The sequence below is a fragment of the uncultured Clostridium sp. genome (genome assembly GCF_900547735.1).
Classification (GTDB): domain Bacteria; phylum Bacillota; class Clostridia; order Lachnospirales; family Lachnospiraceae; genus Otoolea.
On record NZ_URHZ01000016.1, the window covers coordinates 24,712 to 41,238 of the forward strand.

The 16,527-nt window shown below is 48.9% G+C and carries 11 protein-coding genes and 2 tRNA genes; 9 read left to right on the plus strand and 4 right to left on the minus strand.

Annotated features, from left to right (window positions below; genetic code table 11):
• The first annotated feature begins 21 nt into the window (after nucleotides 1–21).
• Nucleotides 22–543: a GerMN domain-containing protein gene (locus QZT18_RS07215; RefSeq protein WP_294146064.1), complete on the plus strand. Its 522-nt coding sequence runs from the start codon at nucleotides 22–24 to the stop codon at nucleotides 541–543.
• A gap of 309 nt (nucleotides 544–852) precedes the next feature.
• Here the strand turns inward: QZT18_RS07215 and QZT18_RS07220 are convergent, their stop codons facing one another.
• Nucleotides 853–2,709, minus strand: coding sequence for a DUF885 domain-containing protein (locus QZT18_RS07220; RefSeq protein WP_294146065.1), 1,857 nt, complete (start codon nucleotides 2,707–2,709; stop codon nucleotides 853–855).
• Nucleotides 2,710–3,774: 1,065 nt separating this feature from the next.
• Here QZT18_RS07220 and QZT18_RS07225 point away from each other — a divergent pair.
• The 7 genes from QZT18_RS07225 (at nucleotide 3,775) to QZT18_RS07255 (ending at nucleotide 10,794) form a co-directional block, all read left to right on the plus strand.
• Nucleotides 3,775–4,854: an acyltransferase gene (locus QZT18_RS07225; RefSeq protein ID WP_294146069.1), complete on the plus strand. Its 1,080-nt coding sequence runs from the start codon at nucleotides 3,775–3,777 to the stop codon at nucleotides 4,852–4,854.
• Nucleotides 4,855–5,535: 681 nt separating this feature from the next.
• The gene (metG, locus tag QZT18_RS07230) at nucleotides 5,536–7,515 is read left to right on the plus strand and encodes a methionine--tRNA ligase (RefSeq protein ID WP_294146072.1); all 1,980 of its coding nucleotides are present in this window, start codon (nucleotides 5,536–5,538) and stop codon (nucleotides 7,513–7,515) included.
• A gap of 189 nt (nucleotides 7,516–7,704) precedes the next feature.
• A complete protein-coding gene (locus QZT18_RS07235) occupies nucleotides 7,705–8,592 on the plus strand; it encodes an EcsC family protein (protein ID WP_294146075.1) in 888 nt (295 codons plus the stop codon).
• A 118-nt stretch (nucleotides 8,593–8,710) separates the two neighbouring features.
• Entirely contained in the window at nucleotides 8,711–9,499 is a 789-nt protein-coding gene (locus QZT18_RS07240; RefSeq protein ID WP_294146078.1) for a TatD family hydrolase, read from the plus strand.
• Between the two features lies 1 nt (nucleotide 9,500).
• A complete protein-coding gene (rsmA, locus tag QZT18_RS07245; protein ID WP_294146080.1) occupies nucleotides 9,501–10,367 on the plus strand; it encodes a 16S rRNA (adenine(1518)-N(6)/adenine(1519)-N(6))-dimethyltransferase RsmA in 867 nt (288 codons plus the stop codon).
• Nucleotides 10,368–10,584: 217 nt separating this feature from the next.
• A tRNA-Phe gene (locus QZT18_RS07250) sits at nucleotides 10,585–10,657 on the plus strand.
• Between the two features lie 66 nt (nucleotides 10,658–10,723).
• Nucleotides 10,724–10,794: transfer RNA gene (locus QZT18_RS07255), tRNA-Gly, on the plus strand.
• A 138-nt stretch (nucleotides 10,795–10,932) separates the two neighbouring features.
• On the opposite strand, the gene QZT18_RS07260 is transcribed toward QZT18_RS07255, so the two are convergent.
• The 3 genes from QZT18_RS07260 to QZT18_RS07270 all read right to left on the minus strand — a co-directional run bounded on the left by QZT18_RS07260 (nucleotide 10,933) and on the right by QZT18_RS07270 (nucleotide 14,457).
• Nucleotides 10,933–11,193 (minus strand): hypothetical protein, encoded by a 261-nt coding sequence (locus QZT18_RS07260; RefSeq protein ID WP_294146083.1) that lies wholly within the window; start codon nucleotides 11,191–11,193, stop codon nucleotides 10,933–10,935.
• A 26-nt stretch (nucleotides 11,194–11,219) separates the two neighbouring features.
• On the minus strand, nucleotides 11,220–12,755 hold the full coding sequence (locus tag QZT18_RS07265) for an aromatic amino acid ammonia-lyase (protein ID WP_366925811.1): 1,536 nt from the start codon (nucleotides 12,753–12,755) through the stop codon (nucleotides 11,220–11,222).
• Nucleotides 12,756–12,834: 79 nt separating this feature from the next.
• On the minus strand, nucleotides 12,835–14,457 hold the full coding sequence (locus QZT18_RS07270; RefSeq protein WP_294146089.1) for a BCCT family transporter: 1,623 nt from the start codon (nucleotides 14,455–14,457) through the stop codon (nucleotides 12,835–12,837).
• A gap of 372 nt (nucleotides 14,458–14,829) precedes the next feature.
• On the opposite strand from QZT18_RS07270, the gene QZT18_RS07275 reads away from it, so the two are divergent.
• Nucleotides 14,830–16,506: a sigma-54-dependent Fis family transcriptional regulator gene (locus QZT18_RS07275; RefSeq protein WP_294146092.1), complete on the plus strand. Its 1,677-nt coding sequence runs from the start codon at nucleotides 14,830–14,832 to the stop codon at nucleotides 16,504–16,506.
• Nucleotides 16,507–16,527: the final 21 nt, after the last annotated feature.

Below are 16,527 nucleotides of genomic sequence, written 5' to 3' on the forward strand. Positions count from 1 at the left end.
ATGAGGAGGCATCACGCAAATATGAAAAGATTTATGGTAGTATTAACCGGAGTGATTATGGCAGCAGCCCTTGTTGCATGTACCCCGACCAAGCAGAGCAGCGAGAAGAGACAGAACCCTCCCGCGGGAGCCACACAGGAATCCACGGTTGACGGAGCCCTTGAGAAGCAGGAGATGGTGGTAGATGCAGATCCAACCGTAACAGTCTGCGTTTATTCTTTAAATGATGATAAGACAGGCCTGAAACAGAATATCGATGCGATTGACGGTGAAGAACTGGATGCTCAGCTGCTGGTTGATAAGATGGCGGAACTGGGAGTAATCGAAGAAGGAATCAAAGTAAAGAGCTTTGACAATAAGGACGGCGTGATTACACTTGATTTATCAGCCCTGGCAGGTGTTAAGGATGATAAGACGGTAACGGCTGTTGTCAATACCTTCATCCAGAACTACGAGGCTGAGGAATTGGCACTGAGTGTAAACGGAGAGAAAATCGGCAGCGGAAATTATAAGTTTGTCAAAGAATATAAGAAGATGAATTAATAAAAAAGAACAGTAAAAAATAAGTCAGAAGCCGCAAAAACAGGGTTTCGCTGAATCAGAATTCGGCGAAACCCTGTTTTTTTCAGTACAGCACGGTAATACCATCGGTTTTATCCAGCCCGGTCCTTAGCAGTTTCTTTAATTCACTAAAATAGGGCGGCACGGTTCCTTTGGGCCAGATATAATGATTTTAAGCACATAAAAACGGGAAGTAATCCACAATAATAGATTACTTCCCGCTCTTTATCCACAAAATTTCTATATCTCATCTGTATATCTGTCTCTGTCTATTACCCCTGCCGTCTATTTTTAGCTGTTAACATCATAAGTCAGGAGCCAAGTCTCAAAGTACGGTTTAATCACACGGAAAGAGGCGCCCTCCATATCCAGGATAAATTTATGGAATGCCTTTGCCGAGTACCGGCTGCCCAGGGATTTCTGGGCGGCATCCCTCAGAGTGCAGATTTCCAGGTAGCCGGTATAATATTTCAGGTAGTTGCCCGGATTATCAATAATGGAGTTAAACATTTCCTCGCAGACCTCCGGATCGCTGATCCCGTAATATGTGCTTAAGAAACCGGAAATCTTATCCAGATCCCAGCCGTCGTAATGGATATGGATATCCAGCAGGGCATACAGTGCGTAAATAGATGCCTGGCTGCGGGCCATCAGCTCCTTCATATCGGGGGAGAGGCCATTGTCAAATGAATAGCTGTACAGTTCACAGTATAATCCCCATCCCTCATCATATCCGCCGCAGGAAAGAACGTGCCGCAGAGGGCAGCTCTTTTTCCGGTTAAAATAAACGGACTGGTAAAGATGGCCGGGATATCCCTCATGTGCAAGAACAGAATAGAGATCCGCTCCTTCTTCCCTGGACTTATCATTGATATAGATTACATTGGTGGTGTCCGAATCAAGGGGAGGAATCAGGAAAAATGCAGGTGACAGCGAGGATTCCAGTGCTTTCGGAACGTGCTTTACCTCGTAGGAGGAATCGGTGAGTTCCGGGAAATCCTTTTTAATCTGTTCACGCAGGTGATCCAGAATTTCTACCGGTTCGGTCAGGGAAACGCTGCTCCTCTCTATCTCGGTCGCCAATTTTGGGTTGTTCTGCAAAAGCCTAGCAGTTTCGGCCATATCACGCCCGAACTGCTTCTCAATCCGATCTCTCAGCTCGGGGATGGAGCTGTCGGTTCCGGTGAGGGTGGCCACGAGATATTCATAATATTCTTTGCCCTTTTCATAGTGGCAAAGACCGTTATTGTTGGTTCCGCGTCCCTTTAATTCCTCCAGGGATTTGGACAGATTCGTGTAGGCGGGGATGAAATGCTCTTTTAAAATCTGCAGATGTTTTTTCTTGTACTCCGCCTTCTCCTCGTCGGTCAGCCCATTCACCTCGTCCAGACGGCTGCTGAAGGTCTCCGTAAGGAAGCTGTTCTCCGGCCGGATCAGATAATCTTTGCAGGACTGCAGCATGCGGTCGATTGTAACGTCGCTGGGCGCCAGCCCGGCATCGGCCTGCTCTATCTCGTAAGCGGCCAACTGGCCGTAGTAAACATCAATCTGGGAGAGCAGTTCCAGATAGTGGTCAATGTCGTTCTTGTCGTAAAATGTGTACTCGGCAAGCAGTACAGGAAGCTGGGCCTGGGTTCCGATTAGCGGACTCAGCGGCTGGCCGTAGAGCTCCAGTCCCTTTGACGCCATCCCGATTTCCAGGGAGTCCTTTAACATTTTATAGGTAAAAAGCTGATCAGCCGTCAGGAGAGATGGATCAAATGCCTTGAGCTCCGTGAACAGTTTCTCATTATCCGCGGTATCTTTTTCCAGTTCTGCTTTGGAAATGGTCTGGAATTTTATCTCGGGTGTATCGATGCCGTAGTTTTCGGGATTCCTGAGCATAAAGTGGAGACTCAGAGGGTCGGAACCGACAATCTCCCGGAAAATACGATCCGTAAAAGTATCAAATTCAGCCTGGACAGCCGCCGCATCTTTACCGCTGCCGGGATTCTCTGCGTTCTGCTCCGAACCGCTCTGTGCGGGCTGTGACGACGCCTCCGATGCCTGGTACGATTCCACAGGCGGATTATAACGGGAGCAGCCGCAGAGCATAATCGTGGCCACCAGGGCCAGCAGATAGTATAAACAGGTTTTACGTGCCTTCATTTTTTACCTCCAATTGCCTACTATTATAATTTATATTAGGGGAGATTACAACTTATCAATGAAAATTGAAAAGATGGGGCCGCTGGGATCGCTGTGGGGGGTTATGGGGGGGAGGGGTGAGTCTTCAGTCCCGGGGGAAGTATGTCGCGAGAGGGATTCCGGGAGAAAAAATTCCTACGGGGACCCGCTCCCGCTTGTGGAATGCGCAGCGGGTGCTAGCTTCGAAAAGACCTGCCACCGCACGCTTTTGCACTAAGCTCGAAAATACCTCGCCAAGTGCTCAATGTGTCAGCAAGCACCGGCGGATTCCAAGGTCCCCTTCGGAAAGTTTTCACCCTCCATCCCCCGATACGTTATGGCGGGACTGAAGACGCGGAGGGCATCGGCCATAACAATCCTTCGGCAAATCCCTTTTCATGGAAAAAAGCGGGTGTACCCCTGTGAAAAGGTATCCAGGTGTACCTTTATATATAGGTGTCCTGGGAGAATATAATTGAATTTGAAGTTTACTAATTATAGTTTTTACTATTTTAATGATAAATAAAAGGAGCTGCAGTTATAAACAGAGGATATCCAGTAATAAGACACTGATACAATGGAGCCTGAAGAATTCACTGACCTAACCCTGCCGAAACAAACCTACCGGTTGCCTTCTCTTCACCCCTTCCCTTTTGAAAAATCAGGACAATCAGCCGGTGTCAGGATGGCGGACGGGGGCGAAAACCTACCCGGTCTTCAGGCCCGGCGACATACTGACCGGGGAAGTAGGGCGAAAACTTTCCGAAGGGGACCTTGGAATCCGCCGGTGCTTGCTGAGGTTTTATACGAAGCTAGCATCCGCTGCGCATTCCACAAGCGGGAGCGAGTCCCCGTAGGAATTTTTTCGTCCGGATTCCCCTTGCGACATACCTCCCCCGGGACTGAAGACCCTCCAATACCTTCCCCCTCTCCCGACCTTCATCCCGACATAGGCGTCCTCATTTTTCAATCCATTTGCCACTCCCTTTATAATGTGATAAAATATAGTGTCTTGAATCGAAAAGAAGAAAAGGAGCCGTAATGCAAATGAAAAGAGAACATCTATTCCCGCTGGATTTTGTTCGTGTCCTGGCTGCTGTGTCGATTGTTGTTTTCCATTATAATGCTGTGACGTTCATGGAGCCCATTGTTAATAAACCGATCCTTTTATTTTTTAATTATGCCAACGGAAGTATGGGCCATATCGGCGTTTCACTGTTCTTTATTCTGGCGGGGGCGTCGCTGATGTATTCGTCGATGGAAAAGCTGGATCTAAAGACGTATTTTAAAAAGCGATTCCTTGCGATTTATCCGCTTTACTGGACCGTTTATGCCGCTTTTTTTGTATATAATTATCTGATTAAGCATAACTTTGCCTTTGATAAACCATTGTCCAGGCTGCTTCTTACGGCTGTTGGCATGGATGGGTATCTGAATTACCTGATTCCGAACTACTATCTGTTAGGCGAGTGGTTTATCGGCTGTATTCTTTTGATTTATCTGATGTTTCCGGCGCTTCGGGCGTGTATGCTCCGTTGGCCGGTGCTCACTTTAGTTGGCACGGCGCTTATTTATATTCCTCTCACGCTGTTTTATCCGTTTCAGATGGATATTCAGTTTTTCTTCCTGCTCAGGGTGCCGGAAGTGCTGTTTGGCATGTATTTTATAAAATATCTGTATGGAACTAGGCAGCAGCGGGAAAAATATGACTGGAAATGGGGACTGGCGTCTTTTATCGGAGTTTTTACAGTTATGACGGTGAAAACGTCACTGCCGGTTCCGTTTAAAATCCTGTGGACGGGGATACCGCTTTTTCTCTTTCTCGTATGGGTGGGGCAGTTTATTAAAAATACGGTCGTGAAGAAGGGAATTTCCATTTTCTCTTCCTATACCTTTGCCATCTATCTTGTACATCATATTCTGGTCGGGAAATTTGTGTTTCCACTGATTGGGCGGCCGGTGGGAAGATTGGAAAACTATCTTGTTTTCTGGAAGTATTTTGTATTCATCAGTATAGTCGGTGCGGTATTTTACTGGATGAGCCGTATTTTAACAGGAATTGCCGCTCTTTTGTGGGGCAGCACGGTTTCATGGCTGAACTGCAGGAAGGATACAACGGAACGGTAATAACAGCGCTTTATGCCGCGGGTACCGGGCCCCGGCAGTTCCATTAAAAGCGTGTGAAAATGTCCCGCGGAATATGTCATGGCCGGACTTTCGCCGGTTTATGCCGGATTTTGAGGAATCCTTCTTGACAAAAAGAGTTGAAAACGCTAGACTAAACTATATCTTTTAGAAAGTAACAATATAAAACAAAGGCTGTGAAGAGAAGAGTACGCAGAAGGAATGATTACAGAGAGTCCGGGTGGTGGAAACGGATTGTCAGGAGAGCTGCCGAAGATGGTCTCAGAGCTGCGCTGCCGAAGTATGGATGGAGTGCCTACGTAAGTGCCGGGTCCGTTGATGACGACGAACTGTGTGCGGGGTGTTCAGGCTGTCTGTTTTAAGCAGTGACGGAGCAGGTCCGTTAACACCGCAGGCTGTGAACACGCAGTGGGTCGGCAGAAATGCCGGAACAGAGACGTTTCTCTACAGCCGTAGAGGCATCCGTTGTGAGACGGCATGCGAATTAAAGTGGTAACACGGGAAAATAACTCTCGTCTTTAATGGTGATTCAATCACCTTTAAAGGCGATTTTTTTATATCATAGGAAAGTGTTCCTATGGTATAAAAAAGCCCTCCGGGCGGGATTCTTTGTTCTTTTTTCTTCAACTATAAAACTATTATTCATAACAGGAGGAACGATTTATGTGTCAGAATTGCAAAAAACCATATTATATAACTACCGCAATCGCCTATACATCAGGCAAGCCGCATATCGGCAACACTTACGAGATTGTACTGGCGGACAGTATTGCTAGATATAAGAGGGAACAGGGATTTGACGTGCGTTTCCAGACGGGAACCGACGAGCACGGCCAGAAGATCGAGCTGAAGGCCGAAGAGGCCGGTGTAACGCCTCAGGAGTTTGTAGACGGTGTAGCAGCCCAGATTAAGTCGATCTGGGATCTGATGAACACTTCTTATGATAAATTTATCCGTACAACCGATAAGGAGCATGAAGAGCAGGTACAGAAGATTTTCAAAAAGCTGTATGACAAGGGTGATATTTATAAAGGCCACTATGAGGGACTTTACTGTACACCGTGTGAGTCCTTCTGGACCGCCTCCCAGGTAGTGGACGGCAAATGTCCCGACTGCGGCCGCCCGGTTATTCCAGCGAAGGAAGAGGCATATTTCTTTAAAATGAGCAAATACGCCCAGAGGCTGATTGACCATATCAATGAGCATCCGGAATTCATCCAGCCGGTATCCCGTAAAAATGAGATGATGAATAACTTCCTGCTCCCGGGACTCCAGGACCTCTGTGTGTCCAGGACTTCCTTTAAGTGGGGAATTCCCGTATCCTTTGATCCGAAGCATGTGACATACGTATGGCTGGATGCCCTGACCAACTATATCACCGGCTTAGGTTATGACTGCGACGGAAACCACGGCGAATTATTTGAAAAATTCTGGCCGGCCGATCTCCATCTGATTGGTAAAGACATCATCCGTTTCCATACGATTTACTGGCCAATCTTCCTGATGGCTCTGGATCTTCCGCTGCCGAAACAGGTATTCGGACATCCATGGCTTTTACAGGGCGACGGCAAGATGAGCAAGTCCAAAGGAAATGTGCTTTATGCAGACACTCTGGTGGATTTCTTTGGTGTGGACGCGGTGCGTTACTTTGTACTTCACGAGATGCCATTTGAAAATGACGGAGTTATTTCCTGGGATCTGATGGTGGAGCGTATGAACTCCGATCTGGCAAACATCCTTGGAAACCTGGTAAACAGGACTATTTCCATGAGCAATAAATACTTTGGAGGCGTTGTTACGGATACCGGCGTATCCGAGGAAGTTGATGCGGATTTGAAGGCCACCGTACTGGCTGCCGTGAAGAAGGTGGACGAAAAGATGGATAAGCTGCGCGTAGCGGATGCCATTACGGATATCTTCGGAATATTCAGAAGAAGCAACAAATATATTGATGAGACTACGCCGTGGACACTGGCAAAGGATGAGGAAAAGAAGGACCGCCTTTCAACCGTTCTTTACAACCTGACGGAGGCTATCACAATCGGTGCATCCCTGTTATACTCCTTCATGCCTGAAACGGCTGAGAAGATTCTGGCTCAGATCAACACACAGAAGAGAACCCTGGAAGAGATGGGCACATTCGGCCTTTATCCGTCAGGCGGGAAAGTGACCGAAAAACCGGAAATTCTTTTTGCACGTATGGATGTGAAAGAGGTAATGGAGAAGGTCGAAGCAATGAGAGCAGCCGAGGCGGCCGCGTCCGAACAGCCGGAAGAAGAAAAAGAGGATGAGAATGTGATTGATCTGGAAGCAAAGCCGGAAATCACATACGATGATTTTGCAAAGCTCCAGTTCCAGGTTGGCGAAATTATTGCCTGCGAGGCGGTTCCGAAGTCCAAAAAACTTCTTTGCTCCCAGGTAAAAGTGGGAACAAAGGTACGTCAGATCCTGAGCGGAATCAAGGCAAACTACACACCGGAAGAGATGGTTGGTAAAAAGGTTATGGTTGTGACCAATTTAAAACCGGCTAAACTTGCGGGAATGCTGTCCGAGGGAATGCTGCTCTGTGCAGAAGACAGTGAGGGCAATCTGGCGCTTATGAAGCCGGAGAAGGATATGCCGGCAGGCGCTGAAATCTGCTAAATCCGTAAGATTCACGATGCGCCCGGCAGAATACGCTGCCTTTCATATAAGACGAAATTCGGGTTGAACCCCGCCTGGAAACGCAGTGTTCCCGGCGGGGATTCTTGTTGGTGGCAATGAAAAGTTCGCGAAGCGTGCTTTTCGTTGTTGAGTGGCAATGAAAATGAGCGGTGAAAGGAGATGGAACGGATGGCAGATAAAAAGACACCTCTGGAAAAGGAATGGGATTCCTTTCTGAAACGTGAAAATAAGACCCTTAAAAGATATGGAACCAGAAAGGAGCCTTTCTGGGAGAAAAAACTGCATAAGGCGGTGCCGGACGGGCTGAGGGAAAAACTGGAAGATGCATTTTACAAGGCATTCTGCGTGATTTTGGAAAACGGCACCGGGGTGATTGAGAAGACATTTCCCAAGGAAAAGCTGGAGGCAGAGTTCAAGACGCGGGAGTACGCAGGCAGGCTCTATCCGGTCAGGAAAAATCTGGCGGCGGGCAGAAAGCTGGCGGCCCGCCAGGCAGCGGCAGGGGTGGCCGGAGCCTGTGCGGAGGGGGCGGTACTGGGGCTTTTGGGAATCGGTCTTCCTGACATTCCTCTCTTTCTGGCTGCGCTGCTCCGAGGCTTGTATACGCAGGCTCTGCATTTTGGCGTAGATTATAGAAATCCGGAGGAACAGGAACTGCTTCTGGAGCTTCTTGCGCTGTCTCTGTACAGCGGGGAAGATTTTAAGGAACGGGATGCGGCGATGAACCGGAAACTGTACCGGATGGCCCGCAGGCCGCACAGAGAAGCACTGACGGAGAAAACTCAGGCGTACGGAGCAGCGTCGCCGGGGAAAACGAAAGAATTTGAAGCCGCACCGCATGAGAAAGCTCCGGCAGACGTGGATGCGGCCGCCCTTGATGCCTCACGGGCGCTTTCCGGAGAACTTCTGTATATGAAATTCCTGCAGGGAGTTCCCATTGCAGGCGTAATCGGCGGACTGTATGACGGAATTTATATGAAAAAGGTGACCGGCTATGCGGCGATCAAGCTGGAGAGAAGATATCTGCTTGGAAAATCAGAGGGAAAATGTGGATAAAAGGCGTAAAAACGGAAGTAAAATCCCGATAGTCATTGTTTTTTCACGGGAGATTGGCTATAATGGTGCGTGAGTAACGGATAAATACCAAAACGGATAAGAAGACCGGAGGAAACAAATGATTTTTGATACACATGCCCATTACGATGACGAGGCATTTGACGAAGACAGGGAAGAACTGTTGCAGGGCCTTACCGAGCATGGAATTGAGGCTATTGTAAATATAGGAAATGATATGGCCAGCACCGAACACACGCTGGAGCTGACGAAACGCTATCCTCAGGTATACGGGGCGGCGGGAGTCCATCCCAGCAGCAGCGCGGAGCTGGATGAAGAAAAATTTGCCAGGCTTAAGACGGCAGCCATGGATCCCCAGATAGTAGCGGTGGGAGAAATTGGGCTTGACTATTATTGGGACGAGCCTGCCCATGAGATCCAGAGGTACTGGTTCGGCCGTCAGCTTGAGCTGGCGAGGGAGGTCAAGAGACCCGTTGTCATCCACAGCAGGGATGCGGCCAAAGATACACTTGATATTCTGAAGGAACATAAAGCGGAGGAGATCGGCGGAGTGATCCACTGTTTTTCCTACGGCAAAGAGATGGCCAGAGAATTCCTGAACCTGGGCTTTTATCTTGGTATCGGCGGAGTTTTGACCTTCAGCAACGCAAAGAAGTTAAAAGAGGTGGTGGAATACGCGCCGCTTGACAGGCTGGTACTTGAAACAGACTGTCCTTATCTGGCGCCGGTCCCAAACAGAGGGAAACGGAATTCTTCCTTAAATCTGCCGTACGTGGTGGATGCCATGGCGGAGATAAGGGGCTTAAGCACGGAGGAAGTAATCCGGGCAACCAACCTGAACGCCAAACAGCTTTACCACCTGGCTCCGGGGAAATCAGAAAGGAACTGATATGCGCATAGATTTGGGAAATCCCAAAAACACAATCGAGATTATACAAAAGTACGGCTTTGCCTTCCAGAAAAAATTCGGCCAGAACTTCCTCATCGACACTCATGTCCTCTCTAAAATTGTAGATGCCGCCGGGGTGACGAAGGACGACATGGTTCTGGAGATAGGCCCGGGTATCGGAACGATGACCCAGTACCTGGCCGACAGCGCCGGCAAGGTTGTCGCTGTTGAGATAGACAGCAATCTGATACCGATTCTGGAAGAAACGCTTAAAGATTATGAAAATATTACAGTGCTCAATGAGGATATCCTAAAGGTTGACATAAAAAAGCTGGCGGAGGAACACAACGGGGGAAAGCCGATTAAGGTGGTGGCTAACCTGCCTTACTATATTACGACGCCGATTATTATGGGACTGTTTGAAAGCGGTGTCCCCATCGACAATATCACGGTCATGGTTCAGAAAGAGGTGGCCGACCGAATGCAGGTCGGGCCGGGAACGAAAGATTACGGCGCCCTGTCCCTGGCGGTCCAGTACTACGCAGAACCGTATATTGTGGCCAATGTGCCGCCCAACTGCTTTATTCCGCGCCCCAATGTGGGATCGGCCGTAATACGCCTTACACGCCACAGGACGCCGCCGGTGGACGTGGCCGACAGGGAGCTGATGTTCAAACTGATCCGCGCCTCGTTTAACCAGAGACGGAAAACTCTTTTAAACGGTTTAAACAATTCACCGGAAATACAGATACCCAAGGAAATTATCGCAGAGTCTATCGTGAAACTGGGCGTGCCCGCCGCAGTCAGAGGCGAGGCCCTCACGCTGGAGCAATTTGCAGCGCTGGCCAATATTCTTTCCGAAAGCTAAAAACCGGGGACCGACGTCAGGAAATGCCGCCGATCTCCGATTCACAAAACGGTACGAATGGAATAAAATAAAAGAGTGCTGGAAAACAATTTACGGGCATGATTAAAAACCCGCGAAACAACGAAAAAACTCCTTGACAACAGGGCGAAAATTTAGTAAAATTATTTACGTTGCTGGTAACACCAGTGCGGTGAGAGAATCAACAATTTCTCAGGAGGCCCAGATAGCTCAGTTGGTAGAGCAGAGGACTGAAAATCCTCGTGTCGCTGGTTCGATTCCGGCTCTGGGCACTTTAATTGAATGGCAATGAAAAGTTTGTGAAGCGTGCTTTTCGTTGTTTCATAGTTATACATTATGCGGGTGTAGTTCAATGGTAGAACACTAGCCTTCCAAGCTAGATACGTGGGTTCGATTCCCATCACCCGCTTTTTTGCTGCCCGGATAAAAATCTAATGATAAGAACGATACAAAAAGACCGGCGTCCGCTGAGCTCAGAGCTCAATGGACGCCGGCCTTTTTCATGCAGGAAACCAGGTACGGTGCGTTGGAACCGTTCTGTTACCGCTTAATTCCTCGCGAATTCATCTTTCCTGAAGAGAGAGCGCAGCATCACCATCCATCCCCATGAGATAGAGAGGGAAGGCATGCAGGCCAGGAATATTGCTTTCACGGGCGGTATGGCCGAAAAGCAGATGGGGCCGAAGAAAATAATGAAGGTGACCACCAGCATAGCTAACAATGTGATTTTTTCTTTTCTTGTATTAGGAGGTGTGAGAAAGATTCTTGTGAGATCCATTTCCACCTGTCTTTTTTCTGCGCTTTTCATCTGCTTTTTCTCCTTTTATATAATTATTAATTCAGTTTCCCGGTAACCGACTCCACGATACGAACCAGTTCTCCCGAGTGGATTAACTCCCTGAGATACTCAATATAGGGATGGAGGAACATATCCTGTTCCATGACAGGAATGTGTTCGCCGATCTCTTTCATGACTGCGTCTGTGGCAGGAGCCCTGTTCACGTCGGTATCTAAAAACTGCTGTGTCTGGTAGGCGGAAAGCAGCTCGATAGCCAGAATGTATTCCAGCTTTTCGGCCGCGGCCCCCGCTTTTTTACAGGCGTTGAATCCCATTGCAACATAGTCTTCCTGGTTGCCGCAGGTGGGGGTATTGTCAATGGTAGCCGGAGTGGCAAGGCCGCGCATCTCGTTTAAGAGACCGGCCTGGGTGTACTGGGGAATCATCAGTCCCGAGTTCAGTCCCGGGGTCTTGATGCAGAACCACGGGTTTCCAGACAGGCTCTCGTCAATCAGGCGGTTGTTTCTGCGCTCGGACATCTTTGCCATGCCTACGGCGGCGATACAGGCGCTGTCCATCTCCATGCCTACATAGGAAGAATCCGGGTTGCAGGCGGAGATTACGTCCTGGTTTCCCTCACCCGGCCAGATGACGGGGTTATCACAGCAGGAGTTCATTTCAATCTCAATCGCTTCCCTGGCATCCTTAAGCGTCTTTTTCGCGGCGCCGTGGAGTTGCGGGATGCAGCGGAGGGAAAGAGCGTCCTGGACACGGCTTCCCTTATATTTTTCAATAATGCCGGAGCCGTTTAAAATCTTTCTTACATTCTCCGCCGTTTTTCCCTGCTCGCTGTGCGGGCGGACAGACATGACACGCTCATCAAATGCATTCATAACGCCCTTGCAGGCCTCCAGGGTTGCGGAGCCGACGATATCGGCGGATTTTGCGGCGTTTAAAAGGTCATAAACAGCCAGCGCCGCCATTGCGGTCGGGGAAGTGGTACCGGATACCAGAGCAAGCCCCTCCTTGGAACTGAGTTCCAGAGGTTCCATACCGGCTCTCCGGAGCGCTTCGCTGCCGGAAAGCAGTTCCCCTTCATACCAGGCCTTGCCTTTGCCGAGCAGCACGAGGGCCATATGGGCCTCCGGAGCCAGATAGCCGACGCTGCCGCAGCCTGGCGCCCATGGGATAACGCCCTTGTTTAAAAAGTCTCTGTAGTATTCCAGAAGAGTAAGGCGTACTCCCGAGTATCCCTGCCCCAGATTCTGGAGAACCATAAGCATGGTTCCCCTTACCCTCTCGATGGACAGCGGCTCACCTACGGAAACAGAGTGGGAGAGAATAATGTTTTCCTGAAGCTTTGCCGTTTCATCTTTGCCGATCGCCTTGGTACAGAGGGCGCCGAAACCGGTGGTGACTCCGTACATGACTTTTTCTTCGGCAACCCATTTTTCCACCAGTTCGCGGGATTTTTTAACCCTGCGGCAGTATTCGTCGGAGAATTCGACCCTGGCGCCGTATCTGACGACTGCGATAAAGTCTTCCAGGGTTATGGGGGTCCCCAGAATTATATTTTTGATACTGATATCCATATTGCTTTCCACCTTTTATTTTGTTTCTGATGTTGATAAGATATTTTGTTCAGCTTCTTCGGCCTGTTCAGCCGTGTTTTCAGGCTTTTGCTTCTTCGGCCGGTACCTCGGTTACTTCGGTGACCGTGTTATCGGCGCAGGCCTCAATGTCTTTTTTCGTCTGCGGGTCAAAGAAGAATACTTTAATACTCGCAATTAACTGAAGGATGAAGATGGCCAGTACGACGAAACCGCCGCAGGCTGCCAGATACTTAACGCCGTCCACACCCTGTGAACCGCCGCCAAAGGCAACCATGATGCAGGCGATGAGTCCGATGGAAACGCCCCATACGACTTTCTGCCAGAGTGCAGGCTCTTCATCGTGGCGTGCGCCTTCGGTACAGAGCGCTGCGATTGTCGTGGACATGGTGTCGGCCGTTGTGGAGAAGGCCGCAATCAGTGTAACAATGATAACCGGAATCAGGATAGCGCCTAACGGTACATGTTTTAAGAACTCCCAGATACCGGATACGGCTCCTCCTTCATTGATGGCTGCGATAATATCTGCTTTGCCGCTGATCTGCCAGTTGAGGGCTGTGCTCCCCCATACGGAGAACCATACGAAACCAAAGGATGCAGGCAGAATCCAGTTGATAATCAGGAACTGGCGGATGGTTCTTCCGTAGGCGATGATAGCGAAGAAGATACCCATCAGAGGAGCGTAAGCAATCCAGATAGCCCAGTCATACATGGTCCACCATGTTACAAGTGCGTCGCCGCCGACTGTGGATGGGTCAAAGCCCCAGGTCCAGAAACGATCCAGCCAGTAGCCCAGACCAACGTTAGCCATGTTGAGGATGTAAACGGTCGGCCCGATAATGAAAAGAAGGATTAAAAGCACGTAGAAAATTTTGGATGTTAAACCGGCCAGCCATTTGATGCCTTTGTCGATACCGGCAACCGATGCTGCGGTAAATGTTACGGTGATAATTGCAGTCAGGATAAACCATACGATCGGCCCCTGAGCGATGCCGTAAGCTGCGGAAAGTCCTGTTCCGATTAAAGCGAGGCCGGCGCCAAGTGAGGAAGCCAGACCGAGTGCGATTGCCAGAACGGATAAAACGTCCACCAGCGCTTTCCAGAATCCTTTTGTAATCTTCTGGCCAAACAGCGGTGTAAGAGATGCGGAAACGGATAATTCCTGTTTACGGTTAAAATACATGTAAGCGATGATAACGCCTGAGAGGGCATACATGGCATATGGAATTACCGTCCAGTTGTAGAAGCAGCGCCCAAGTGAGAAGTATGCGGCTTCGTTGGTGTACGGCTGGACTCCGTAACCGTTCAGCTCTCCGTATACGTTTCCAAAATAAATCAGAACCTCGTTAACGCCGTAAGTAATCAGTCCGGTCGCGATGCCGCCTGTCAGTGTCATGGCGAACCAGGAACCGAAAGAATATTTCGACTTTGCCTGAGGGCCGCCGAGACGGATATTTCCGATCTTTGAGAAGCAGAGAAGGGATACCAGAACCAGTGTCACCATTGCGACGATCTGATAGAGCCAGCCGAAGTTTCCGAGGGACCATGTAAAAATTGCTTTGGTGACGTCCGTCAGCCAGGCATTGTTTACGATGCCGAGGATGGCGGCTCCGCCGACAACCAGGAAGCAGGGAATAAACACGCTCCAGCGGATCGGCTTTGAATTGGAATTATTTTCACTCATGTTTTTTGTTTGTATGGTAGTACGTTTTATACGTCTCCATACTCTCCTTTCCGTTTTTCTGACTTTATATAAAGCAAAACCCGTGCCAACTTTTTTGGATTCTGCAAATGTAGTTAAAAATATATTATAGTATTACACAATTTTTGCTGTATTTAATAGTATTTTGAGAGAATTTAAAAAATAAACAAAAATCATCAGAGGACCTTACAAATTAATTGGAATGGCACAGGGCGGCAGTCATTTTAGTAAAAAGTGCATAATAATTTGGCATACCGCATAATGATTTGGCGTTTATCTTGACGCGAGCTCTTTTTATGTGATACACTTTGTTTATAAAGTAATAATATTGCACAGGAGAAAGCGGGGAAAGTAATGAAATTTTATGATTTTTACTTTGTACTGGACGAAAATCAGGTAATGCTTCGCGTAGAATGGGGGACTCCGCAGGCGGAGAGCATGTACAGACTGCTTTTTTCCAACTGGATTCTGAGGGGAGAAAAGCCATCCGGCGTTTTCGCCATGAAGGATGATGAGAGAGAAGGCGAGATATTCTGGGACGAAGATCATTTTAACTTTGAAAAACTGGATGCCGCTGACGGCCATTCCTATCTGTTTTTTAAGAAAAGAGATGATCAGGGGTATCTGTTTGCAAAAACTCTGGATCACATTGCGGAGGGAATCCAGATTTATGATAAAAATGCCTGCGCCGTATTTTTTAACAAGGCCAGCAGGGAGATTGCCCACATTCCCAATGATGTTCCGATAGAGGGGCGTCATCTGCTGGATATGTATAACCTGGATGAGAATATCAGCACGATTATGACATGCCTGCGGACCCAGTCACCGGTAATCAACCGGGTGGATCACTATAAGTCCAGCGACGGTATTTCCATTGCCACGGCAAATACGGCTTACCCCATCAGGAAGGGGAAGGAGCTTTTAGGTTCTGTCGTATTTGAACAGAACAGTGATATTGTAAAAACGTATAATAAGAAAATGGGAGAGATCGACCATGCGCTGAAGCTCTATGAAGAGCACTCCCACTATACCCGTTTTACAGGTTATTCCTTTGACCATATTATCGGCCACGGAGCCAAGCTGAAAGAGGCGGTGAATATAGCCAGAAAAGTGGCGCATCAGAATAGTTCCATTCTTCTGGTGGGGGAAACCGGAACGGGCAAAGAGATTTTTGCCCAGAGCATCCACAGGGCCAGCGGCCGGAAGGACAAGAAATTTGTTGCGCTGAACTGCGCGGCCATACCGGAGTCCCTGATTGAGAGCCTGCTGTTCGGAACGCAGAAAGGCAGCTTTACGGGCAGTGAGAATAAAGCCGGTTACTTTGAGGAGGCCGAAGGCGGAACGCTGTTCCTGGATGAGTTAAACTCCATGAGCCTGAGCATGCAGTCCAAGATCCTGAGGGCGATACAGGAGAATACATTCCGCAGGGTAGGCGGACAAAAAGACATCAAGATGGACGTGCGTATCGTTTCCTCCTGCAACGAGGATCCCTTCCATGCAATTGCGGAAAACCAGTTCCGGAAAGATCTGTTCTACCGGCTTTCTACGGTTATGATTGAACTGCCGCCGCTGAGGGAGCATAAGGAGGATTTGGAGGAGCTGATCGAGTACCGGCTGAATGCCACGGCGTTTCAGTATGTACATTCTTTTTCCGGGATTGCCCAGGAGGTTATGGAGGTATTCCGTGCCTACTCCTGGCCGGGAAACGTCAGGGAGCTGTTTCACGTGCTGGATTACGCGCAGAATGTGGCGGACGGCGAGGTGTTGAAACGGGAGCATCTGCCGGGCTACCTGCGCAAGTTCGGGGCGGAGAGGAATGAGACAGGGCCCGCCGCTTCATTCGGCGGGGACGGCGCCTCCGGCTTTACACCGGGCGTGGAACTTCAGGGAATTATGGACGAGTACGAGCACCAGGTAATACAGAAGGCGCTGGAGCATTACGGATACAACATCACAAAGACCGCGGACGCCCTCGGCCTCAGGAGGCAGAGTCTTCAGTACCGGATTAAAAAGTACGGTATCATCATTTAAAACGGCCGAATCTTTTTTGTC

Coding starts and splice junctions, on each gene's coding strand:
- QZT18_RS07270 (WP_294146089.1), bottom strand. CDS start 14,457: ATGAGTGAAAATAATTCCAATTCAAAGCCGATCCGCTGGAGCGTGTTT.
- QZT18_RS07215 (WP_294146064.1), top strand. CDS start 22: ATGAAAAGATTTATGGTAGTATTAACCGGAGTGATTATGGCAGCAGCC.
- rsmA (WP_294146080.1), top strand. CDS start 9,501: ATGCGCATAGATTTGGGAAATCCCAAAAACACAATCGAGATTATACAA.
- QZT18_RS07275 (WP_294146092.1), top strand. CDS start 14,830: ATGAAATTTTATGATTTTTACTTTGTACTGGACGAAAATCAGGTAATG.
- QZT18_RS07235 (WP_294146075.1), top strand. CDS start 7,705: ATGGCAGATAAAAAGACACCTCTGGAAAAGGAATGGGATTCCTTTCTG.
- metG (WP_294146072.1), top strand. CDS start 5,536: ATGTGTCAGAATTGCAAAAAACCATATTATATAACTACCGCAATCGCC.
- QZT18_RS07260 (WP_294146083.1), bottom strand. CDS start 11,193: ATGAAAAGCGCAGAAAAAAGACAGGTGGAAATGGATCTCACAAGAATC.
- QZT18_RS07265 (WP_366925811.1), bottom strand. CDS start 12,755: ATGGATATCAGTATCAAAAATATAATTCTGGGGACCCCCATAACCCTG.
- QZT18_RS07225 (WP_294146069.1), top strand. CDS start 3,775: ATGAAAAGAGAACATCTATTCCCGCTGGATTTTGTTCGTGTCCTGGCT.
- QZT18_RS07240 (WP_294146078.1), top strand. CDS start 8,711: ATGATTTTTGATACACATGCCCATTACGATGACGAGGCATTTGACGAA.
- QZT18_RS07220 (WP_294146065.1), bottom strand. CDS start 2,709: ATGAAGGCACGTAAAACCTGTTTATACTATCTGCTGGCCCTGGTGGCC.